This is a genomic window from Rhodococcus yananensis (genome assembly GCF_020515525.1).
GTDB lineage: Bacteria > Actinomycetota > Actinomycetes > Mycobacteriales > Mycobacteriaceae > Rhodococcus > Rhodococcus yananensis.
Genome location: NZ_JAIYEP010000140.1, coordinates 1 through 4,949, shown reverse-complemented (window position 1 = coordinate 4,949; position 4,949 = coordinate 1). Strand labels below are relative to the sequence as shown.

Annotated in this window: 5 protein-coding genes and 2 pseudogenes; 3 read left to right on the top strand and 4 right to left on the bottom strand. The window is 67.8% G+C overall.

The window, feature by feature from the left end:
* Window positions 1–876, bottom strand: a pseudogene (locus LDQ05_RS19260) (IS1380 family transposase); the annotation flags it as partial.
* A gap of 191 nt (window positions 877–1,067) precedes the next feature.
* Between LDQ05_RS19260 and LDQ05_RS19255 the strand changes: the two are divergent.
* Window positions 1,068–1,289 (top strand): annotated as a pseudogene (locus LDQ05_RS19255) (dihydroxy-acid dehydratase); the annotation flags it as partial.
* On the opposite strand, the gene LDQ05_RS19250 reads toward LDQ05_RS19255, so the two are convergent.
* Window positions 1,274–1,810, bottom strand: coding sequence for a TetR/AcrR family transcriptional regulator (locus LDQ05_RS19250; RefSeq protein ID WP_226438559.1), 537 nt, complete (start codon window positions 1,808–1,810; stop codon window positions 1,274–1,276). The pseudogene LDQ05_RS19255 and the gene LDQ05_RS19250 sit on opposite strands and share 16 nt — an antisense overlap.
* A 136-nt stretch (window positions 1,811–1,946) precedes the next feature.
* Here LDQ05_RS19250 and LDQ05_RS19245 point away from each other — a divergent pair, with 136 nt between their 5' ends.
* On the top strand, window positions 1,947–2,402 hold the full coding sequence (locus LDQ05_RS19245; protein WP_226438558.1) for a hypothetical protein: 456 nt from the start codon (window positions 1,947–1,949) through the stop codon (window positions 2,400–2,402).
* A gap of 271 nt (window positions 2,403–2,673) precedes the next feature.
* On the opposite strand, the gene soxR is transcribed toward LDQ05_RS19245, so the two are convergent.
* Window positions 2,674–3,156, bottom strand: coding sequence for a redox-sensitive transcriptional activator SoxR (gene soxR, locus LDQ05_RS19240; protein WP_226438557.1), 483 nt, complete (start codon window positions 3,154–3,156; stop codon window positions 2,674–2,676).
* Window positions 3,157–3,190: 34 nt separating this feature from the next.
* Window positions 3,191–3,511 (bottom strand): hypothetical protein, encoded by a 321-nt coding sequence (locus LDQ05_RS19235; RefSeq protein WP_226438556.1) that lies wholly within the window; start codon window positions 3,509–3,511, stop codon window positions 3,191–3,193.
* Between the two features lie 213 nt (window positions 3,512–3,724).
* Between LDQ05_RS19235 and LDQ05_RS19230 the strand changes: the two genes are divergently transcribed.
* On the top strand, window positions 3,725–4,924 hold the full coding sequence (locus LDQ05_RS19230; RefSeq protein WP_372461164.1) for a helix-turn-helix transcriptional regulator: 1,200 nt from the start codon (window positions 3,725–3,727) through the stop codon (window positions 4,922–4,924).
* The last annotated feature ends 25 nt before the right edge of the window (window positions 4,925–4,949 follow it).

The window sequence follows — 4,949 nt, the reverse complement described above, 5'->3', positions numbered from 1 at the left end:
GTGTCCTGGTCGTAGACCGCATTCGTGTACTCGATCGGCGTCCACGCATCGTCGCCGATCGAGGCGATCGCGGTCTTGATGGTCGAGGTCAGACGCACGGTCACCGATACGTCGGCTCCCGCCACGGAGCGCGGCCGAGATGGTGGGATGCCCGTAGAACGCCGAATCCGCCCGCACCAGCGGTTTCGACGCTGCTACCGGCGTGGTGCGCGCTGCTGGGTCGGTAGCCGCCCGGCGCAGGTGCCGGGAGGTGGTCAGGGTGTCGGCGACCATCCGGCCGGCCCCACGCGCAGATCCGCACGCACCTTTACGGAGGCGTTGTCCGACGATCACCGGTGCCGTGGTGTCGGTGGTGACCGTGGTGATCAGCGCGTTCAGTCCGCGGACCCCGGAGTAGCCGTATCCGGAGCCTTGTTTGCTGTGACCGTGCACTTCGATGATCGAATCGTCGATGTCGACCAGCACCCGCCCGGTGTCGATACCCGCCACCAGCGGGGTGCGGGCGGCCAGGCCGCGCAGGAACCGGGAGGCGACGGCATCGAGTTGGCGGACATGCCCGAAGGTGAAGGTGCGCAGGAACGACCCCAGCGTCGACGGTGCGTAGGGGCGGTCGAACAGTGTTCCCATCGCCCCGTGTCGTAGTAGTGCCATGTCGGTGATGCTGTCAGCGCCGGCGACCATGCCCGCGACCAACGATCCGATTTTCGCTCCGGGGTGGGCGCCTTTGTCGGTGGGCAGGCTCAGATGCTGATCGGTGAGGGTGAGCAGGCCGCCACTGCGGGCCAAGGCCATGATCGGGACCAGTCCGGCGGTCGACACGAGGTTCGGATCGTCGAACCTCGCGGCGGTGACGGGGCGGGTGTGAGAGAGTTGCATCTGCGAGATGCCCTTCGTGGTGGCCGAATTGTTTCTGTGAGAAGTTCAATTCTTTCACTACGACAGGGCATTTCGTTGTTACGACGCGCTGGTTATCTCCGCCGGTTCGGTGCATCCAGGCTGATGCAACTACCAGTCTGACCACCTACGAAGGATCAGAAATCAGTTGCACCACTACCGGGGACTGATCCGACGTCGCGCATGCTTACTCGCCGGACGGTGGGATCGCAGTGCTCCGCGGAAACCTGTCGGTCGACGGTTGCGTCGTCGAGACCGCCGGTGTCGACGAGTCGATCCTGACCTTCGCCGGTCCTGCCGTCGTCGTCGAATCCCAGGAGGACGCATGTGAGGCGATTCTGTCCGGCCGCGTGCTGGCCGGCGACGTGATCGTCGTCCGTTATAGGCGGCGTAGGGTCCCGAGGACTTCGTCGAGGACGTCGGTGATGGATCGGCCTTCCGGGTTGCGGTACCACTGCTCGACGGCCGAGAAGTAGCCGAAGACCAGCGCCGAGGACATGACGCGGGCTTCCGAGGCCGTGAATCCACCGGACGTGGTGAGGATCGGAGCGATCCGTTCAACAGCGTTGGCCAGAGTCTCGTAGGACGCCTTGCGGACGGATGGTTCGTCGAAGAAGTAACGGATGCGGCGCAGCGCGAGGTTCGCCTCGGGGTCTTGCTGGTCTTCGGACGGCTCGAATCGTGCGACCACCGTTCGTGCGGTGCCGACGAGATCGCCGGGGTCGATGATGCTGGTGAGGTCGGCCTCGCTCAGGGCGTCGAAGTCATCCGCCAGAACGACGCCCTCCTTGGTGCCGAAATACCGGTAGACCGAGGACGGCGAGACATCGGCGGCGTCGGCGATCTGCTCGACACTGACCTCCTGGAAGCCGCGTTCGTCGAACAGGTCGAGGGCGACCTCTTGGATGTGGCGCATCGCTGCGCGCCGCTTGCGCTCTCTGAGCCCCGGTGCCATCAACCCACCCTACTGCAAGTCACTGCCAGTTGACTCACCCTGCCTGTTTATTTAGAGTCACCGTCAACTGAAAGTAACTCTCAAAACAGGAGTGAGTATGGGCGCGGAACGTACGGCGTCGCGACGGGTCGCGGTCTCGATCTGCCTGGGGCTGGGATTGGCTACCACGGTGGTGGCCGTGATCTGGATGGTCGTGGACCGGGCGACCGGCGACAGCGTCGCCACGCACGTCCACGAGCTTTACGCACCGTATGGCGAGGTTCCTGATCCGATCGTGCCGTGGGTCTTCCTCTGCGGCGTCTTCGGTCTGGCAATGGTGGGGTGGGCCGTCGCGCTCGTCGGGACGTGGCGCCAGGCGAGATGGGCGCGGTGGTGGTCCACGGCCTGCTTCGTCATCGGCAGCGCGCTGCTGATCTTCGGGGCGGTGGTCTCCGAGCACGACATGCCCATCCTGCCGCTGTCATGGCGCATCATGAGCATCGCGCTGGCCGTGCTCGGCGCGATCACCTTGGTCGTCGCGTGGCTTCCCACCACCGATCGGATCAAGAAATGAGCGTACTGATCGTCACCGAGTCCTATTTCGGTCACACGTCAGCCATCGCACAGGCCGTCGCAGAGGGGATCACCGAGGTTCGTGGCGATGGCCAGGCCTCGATCGTCGGGGCCGGCGAGGTGGCGACCACCCTGCCGGCCGGGCTGACCGCCGTGATCGTCGCCGCTCCCACGCACGACTTCTCTCTGCCTACTCCACGAACGCGAGAACAAGCCCGGGCCAAGGGCCTTCCTGCCGCAGCTCGGTCCGCTCCTGGGCGAAGGGGTTGCGCTCAGGATTCGGCAGGATCATGCCTCGTCGAGGCGGGCTCGAGCCCCCGCGCGCCCGGCCCCTCCTTGCCGAGTGCATCCCCGGGATTGGTGTAGGGGCAGGCCGTCAGCGACAGGCAGCCGCACGCGATGCAGTTCGCGAGGTTGTCGCGGAGAGCGACGAGACGGTCGATGCGGTCGTCGAGATCGGATCGCCACAGCCGCGCGAGCCGGGCCCAGTCGCGTTTGGTGGGCGGGTGGTCGTGAGGAAGATCGTCGAGGGCGGACTTGATGGTGGCGAGTGGGATTCCCAGCCGTTGGGAGGCGCGGACGAACGCGATCAGGCGCAGCGTGTCGCGTCGGTACTCGCGGTGGTTTCCCGCCGTGCGTCGGCTCGTGATCAGACCGAGTTGCTCGTAGTAGTGCAGCGTCGAGACCGCGACTCCGGCGCGCTGCGCGATCTGCCCCGGCCGCAGCCACACGGCATCAGCGGGAATGTCGCTCACGGCGTCTCCTCGGTGTCGGTGTGGGACGTCGACGTCAATCTACGTGTCGCCGCACCGCGGCCGACGGCTCAGGGGATCGGGCTGCGCCCGCACCCGGGTTCGTGAGTTCGCCGAGACCTCCCACGATCGCGATCCGTTCGGGTCGCTCCTCGAGAACCGTCTCACCGTACGGAGTGTGCAGCGTCAGCGGGTACGTGGTGGTGCCCTCCGCCTCCGGCAGGAACGTGTCGGAGGCGGTGGCGGCGTCGTCGGATGCGGTGTCCTGCGACGACGAACACCCGATGACGGCGACGAGCAGCGCCGCTCCTGCCGCGACGAGGGCGCGCGTGCGCCGGTGCGCTGATCGGGTCGTCATGCTGGTCCTCCGGGAGGGGGCTACGCAATTTCAGGGACTACCGGACCGGTGGGGCCCACGGGCCGGTGAGTTTAGGCGACGCTTACCTTGCATATCCGGTGCCCGGATAGTGTGACCAGGGTGACCGCCGCTGTACCACGCCCCGATGCCCTCGTCACCGACCTGCGCGACGTGCTGGTGGGGCCGCTTCCGGAGATCGCGCAGCGCTTCTCGATGCTGCTCACCGAGCTGGTCCCGCACCGCGCGCTGGTCGTCTTCACCCGCGAATGCACGGGCCGACCCCGCAAGATCGCCGGCGATCCGGTGATCGTGGACCGCATCACGATCGCCGAACTCGACCGCATCCGCGGTGGACTGACCGCCGGGGAGTTCTGCTGTCGACCCGCGCGGATCGCCGGCCGCGACATCGAGGTGTACGCATGCCTCGATCGGACCGACACTCTCCTGCTGATCGTCCCCACCGGACACCGGCCACGCCCCGCCGTCCTCGACATCGCACGAGCCCTCTTCGCGGTGGTGGCCACCGGTATCCAACTGCAGGTGCACAGTGCCAGTCCCGCCTACCTCGCCGAATCCCGCGCGGCCTCCGCCGAACGTGCCCGCACCGTCGCCGAACTCACCGAGACCCACGCCGTCACCCTCGAGACGATCCTGGCCACCCTGCGATCGACCGACCTCGACGACACCCGCGCCCGCACCACCGCCCGCGAGACCGCGACCTCCGCCCTCATCGCGTTACGTTCGGCCGTCGACCACCATCGCGACCTCGCGGAGGAGGCGGTGACCACGGCGTTCGCGCGCATGCACGGTGAGCTTCGGTCTCTGCTGCGGCACCGGGACGTGACCCTCGAGATGGTCGCGCCACCCCTCGACGGCCGCGGACTGCCGGGGGAGGTCGCCCACGCCGCACGCGCCCTCGCACGCGGCACGGTCCTGGCGTTGTCCGGGCAGGGGACGGCCGGCCGGATCCGCGTGGCGTGGAACTGCGACGGCGCGAACCTACTCGTCGACATCCGCGACGACGGTCTCGGGGAGATCGACGTCGACGAACTCGAACGTCAACTCCGCGATCGGGTCGAAACCCTCGGCGGCACCCTCGATTCCGAGTCGATACCCGGATGGGGGTCCCGCGTCGCCGCGGTGTTGCCGCTGGATCTGCCCGCCCCGTCCCCGGACGGCCCCGTCGTCGACGCGCTCGCGGCCCTCGGGCCGCGCGAACGGGAGGTGCTCGAACACCTCGTGGCGGGACGGCGCAACCGCGCGATCGCCCAGCGGCTCGGCGTGAGTGAATCGACCGTGAAGTTCCACGTCGCGGGTGTGCTGCGCAAACTCGGTGTCGCCACGCGTGGAGAGGCCGCCGCGCTCGGTACGGAAGCGGGTGTCGTGGTCAGGCCGCCGGCTGCGGCGCCGTGACGGACGCGGTGGTGGTCGGCGTCGT

What these genes read in the sequence shown, in the direction of transcription:
- LDQ05_RS19250 (WP_226438559.1), bottom strand. Translation starts at nt 1,810, where the DNA reads ATGCGCCACATCCAAGAGGTCGCCCTCGACCTGTTCGACGAACGCGGC.
- LDQ05_RS19245 (WP_226438558.1), top strand. Translation starts at nt 1,947, where the DNA reads ATGGGCGCGGAACGTACGGCGTCGCGACGGGTCGCGGTCTCGATCTGC.
- LDQ05_RS19235 (WP_226438556.1), bottom strand. Translation starts at nt 3,511, where the DNA reads ATGACGACCCGATCAGCGCACCGGCGCACGCGCGCCCTCGTCGCGGCA.
- LDQ05_RS19230 (WP_372461164.1), top strand. Translation starts at nt 3,725, where the DNA reads ATGCTGCTCACCGAGCTGGTCCCGCACCGCGCGCTGGTCGTCTTCACC.